The following is a 3976-nucleotide window of genomic DNA, read 5'->3' as shown; positions in this document are numbered from 1 at the left end:
GCGCCCGAAGCGGGCAACAAATCCTCCGGCAATAATTTGTTGCTGACCGCACTTGTTCCCCTGAACGTTGTTTTGCCTGCGGGACTTGGACTTGCCGCCGAGGGCAAGGATGTCGTTAAAATCCCTTATCGCAACTGCAATCAGGCTGGCTGTTGGGCACAACAGAAGCTCGACCGACAAATGCTGGCTGCGTTGCAAAAAGGGTCTGCCGGAGAGGCGCGCCTGCGCCTGATGAACGGGCAGAATATCAATCTCAGGTTCTCACTGAACGGCTTGTCCAGGGCCCTGAGCGCACTTCAAAAGTCATCCAGGGCCTAGTGGGAACAGACATGATGCATTCTGTTCGGTTGGGCCAGCTTTGGCTCGCGCTTAGTGCTGTGCTGCTTGCTTCAACAACGTCAGGTTTTACGCAGCAACCACCCAATGTGGCACCGAACCCGGATGCGTCACCTGCCGATGACTTCATGCGTCGTCAGGCCGAACAGGATTTGGAACAACGACTGCGTGCTTTGGGTGATGCAACCCCGCGTGCCGTGACACCGGGTGCGCCCGCACAAGCCGGACCGTTGGCGAAAGCTGCGAATGGTCCATGTTTCGCAATCAGCCACGTCGAGGTGGAAGGCGTCACTCTGCTTTCAAGTCAAACACTTGCGCCTGCGCTGGCTTCTTATCAAAACAAGTGTCTCGACCTTGCTGACATCAATGTGCTTCTGAAGGACATCACCAGCCTTTACATGGATGCGGGCTATATCACGTCGCGTATCTATGTGCCGGACCAGGATATTGCAAAGACCAGGGTCTTGCGCCTTGTGGCTACTGAGGGTTCACTTTCCGACATTTATCTCAACGGAGCGCCGGCAGAATATCCGGGATTGCTCGCAACAGCCTTTCCGGACCTGAAGGGTAAACCCGTTAATATCCGCGACGTGGAACAGGGCCTTGATCAGGTCAATCGGCTTTCTTCCAACAATGCCAAAACAGCGATGTTGCCGGGTAAAGAGCCGGGCGCTTCTATTCTCAATGTCGAGAACAAACCTGGTTTGCCATGGCATTTCTCGGTGGCCAACAACAATCTTGGCCAGAAATCGACCGGTTATTCGCGATCATCAGTGTCGTTTCGGATGGATAACTTGGCCAATCTGAATGATTTGGTGTCGCTCACCTATGAACACACTGGACCTGATTATCCCTGGCCCAACGACGGTACCGGGCAGAGCAACAGTATTTCCGGCTCTATCAGTGTGCCTTATGGCTACTGGAGCTTCACACTCAATGGCTCCTATTACAAATACAGCAGCTTAGTTCAGGGTACCTTCAATGAGATGAATACGTCTGGCGACTCCGCTCAGATTGGCTTCAACGTTGATCGCGTCATCCTGCGTGACAAGGACTCCATTACGACGCTTAATGCAGGTCTGGCATACAAGGAGACCAACAACTTCATGATGGGCGACCTCATTGAAGTGGGCAGTCGCCACTATTCGGTGGCAAATCTGGGTATTTCGCATTCGCGTCGTATGCTGGGCGGACTGTGGGTCTTTGACGTGAGTTACAATCAGGGGCTTGGCGTGTTTGGCGCGACGAAACGCGGGACCCCAGGTGCTGGTGATGCCGAACCGGAATTCTCCAGGTTTACTGGCACGATTAATGTCACCAAACCCTTCCAGCTGGCGAGCCAGAACTTCCAGTTCTCAACACTGATCAACGGGCAGTATTCGCCAGACAATCTCTACGGTGCTGAACAGGTTTCGTTGGGTGGCTATTCCAACGTGCGTGGCACGCGCAACAGCATTCTGTTTGGCAACAATGGTGCCTTCACGCGCAACGAGCTCGTATGGCGCACAGTTCCCTGGTCGGGCAATAAAGTACTCAGCAAACGCCTCGGCGAACTGCGGCCCTACGCGGCCATTGATTATGGCCATGTAGTTCAACAGACGCGATTTGGAATTGAAGGTGGTGATGTTTCTGGCTGGACCGTGGGGACGCGTCTCAGTGGCGGCAACATCAGTGCGGACATCGGCTATTCGCGCATCATCAAGAGCACGACTGAGACCAACGGCAAGGATTTGTTTTTCGTAAGCACATCGCTGCAGTGGTGATGAATTACGAGAACGCTATTATTTTAAAGAGATTTTACAATGATGAAGATATTGAATGTGACGATAGCACTGAGCCTCAGCCTTGCCCTCGCGGGTTGTGGAGGGCGTGACGCAAAGCCGATTGCAATAACCAATCCAACGGATAGCGCGTTTGATTGTGCGGGGATTTCGCGTGAGTTTGCTGCAAACGAGCGGCAGATTCTGGCGACGCTGAAAGAGCGCAGTCAGGCTCAGGGTAAAAACATCATCCTTGGAGCAACGGGCGCTATTTTATTCTTTCCGGCGCTTTTTTTCATGGACCCGAAGTCGCCTGAGAAGGTCGAAATCGTTGCACTGCGCAATCGCAACAAGGTTCTCGAAGACATCGCGCGCACCAGGAAGTGTGCGGCACCAAAATCTCAGCTGACCGAAGTTTACAAGAAGCTCGATCACCCGGGCAGCGGGAGCTCTGCCAAAGCCAGAGACTAAGATTGTTGCGGTGTTAGCGCCCGAGTTTTTGAATAATAATTTACGGCAGGATCGGCCATGAAGAATTTTGCATACCGCTATTTTTCGACTGCAGCCCGTGTTTTTTGCGAAACCAGGCGGCCACATCGCTGGTTTGATCCTGCCGCATTTGCCCGCAAAGGCGTTGCCAGTCTTCTAAGCGGGCTTCTGGTTCTCCAGCCTGTTTTATTGCAAGCGCAACAGCTGACACCCGATGTGAACGCGCCGATTGGCAATCAGCCTGGCATAGGGACGGCAAACAATGGCGTGCCGCTTGTCGATATCGTGACGCCGAACGGTCAGGGACTGTCGCATAATAAATATGGCGACTTCAATGTCGGCACACCCGGTCTGATCCTCAACAATCTGAACTCCGAGTTTGGTACCTCGAAACTCGGCGGCGTCACACCGGGCAATGCCAATCTGAAGAACAGCGGTCCTGCGAGCGTTATCCTCAATGAAGTGACAAGCGGTAGCCGGAGTTCACTGCTTGGGCCCACAGAAGTCTTTGGCGGCAGAGCCGATGTCATTATCGCCAATCCGAATGGCATTACTTGTGATGGCTGCGGCTTTATCAACACGCCACGGGCCACGCTGACCACAGGCACACCTGACATTGACGGTACAGGACGATTGTCTGGGTTTACCGTTCAGGGCGGTGATGTCACCTTTGGTTCAAAAGGCGGCAATTTTGCATCTGGCGCCAATTCTGGTGATGCTGCTGTTGATCTGTTCGATATCGTATCGCGCCGCATTCACATCGACGGTCCGGTCAATGGCAAGCATTTGCGCCTTTCTGCAGGTCGACAAAAGTTTGACTACGCTACCGGTGAAGCCACAGCTTTGAGTGGAACTGAGGATGCGGGCGAGTTCGCCATTGACGGCTCAGCCCTTGGTGCCATGCAGGCTGATCGCATCAGGATTGTCGTCACCGATAAAGGTGCTGGCGTGCGTATGCGCAATGATATGGCGGCCAATGCGGGCGAGCTCACGCTTTCTGCGGATGGCAAAATATCGCTTGGCAACGCTTCTGGTCGGGATGGTGTTACGATCCAATCTAAAGCCAAGTCTGTTGAGGCCAGGAACGTTACATCCAAAAAGCGCGTTGTTGTCAAAGCCGATAAAGGCATCACGCTTCAATCTGTAGCGGCTGATGAAGATATCATTCTTGCTAGCGCGACTGGATTGTTGTCGGTAACAAACGACATTGCCTCTCTGGGCAATATCGAACTGACATCGTCGGGCGCAATTCACCTCAACAAGGTTGGGGCTCAAAAGAACGCGGATATTCGCGCGGGAACAGGGATTTCGGCCACAGACATCATTGCAGACGGTGCAGCGAACCTGAACGCGTCATCCGGTGATATCTCGCTTTCCGGCACGGCAAAGGC

The 3976-nt window shown here is 53.4% G+C and carries 4 protein-coding genes; all 4 read left to right on the top strand.

The window, feature by feature from the left end:
* Positions 1–318 (top strand): invasion associated locus B family protein (locus tag OIV19_RS23410; protein ID WP_264234303.1); only part of this gene is annotated, 318 nt, incomplete at its 5' end.
* A gap of 14 nt (positions 319–332) precedes the next feature.
* Positions 333–2099, top strand: a complete 1767-nt coding sequence (locus tag OIV19_RS23405; protein ID WP_498831078.1) for a ShlB/FhaC/HecB family hemolysin secretion/activation protein — start codon at positions 333–335, stop codon at positions 2097–2099.
* A gap of 39 nt (positions 2100–2138) precedes the next feature.
* Positions 2139–2567 carry a hypothetical protein gene (locus tag OIV19_RS23400; RefSeq protein WP_264234300.1) on the top strand — a complete coding sequence of 143 codons (429 nt, stop codon included), beginning with the start codon at positions 2139–2141 and terminating at the stop codon, positions 2565–2567.
* A gap of 57 nt (positions 2568–2624) precedes the next feature.
* Positions 2625–3976: two-partner secretion domain-containing protein (locus OIV19_RS23395; protein ID WP_264234299.1), on the top strand; the 1352-nt coding region annotated here is incomplete at its 3' end.

The sequence above is a fragment of the Brucella sp. HL-2 genome, assembly GCF_025846885.2.
Lineage (GTDB): Bacteria > Pseudomonadota > Alphaproteobacteria > Rhizobiales > Rhizobiaceae > Brucella > Brucella quorumnocens.
The sequence above is the reverse complement of the archived record's forward strand: the minus strand, read 5'-3'. Positions and strand labels throughout refer to the sequence as shown.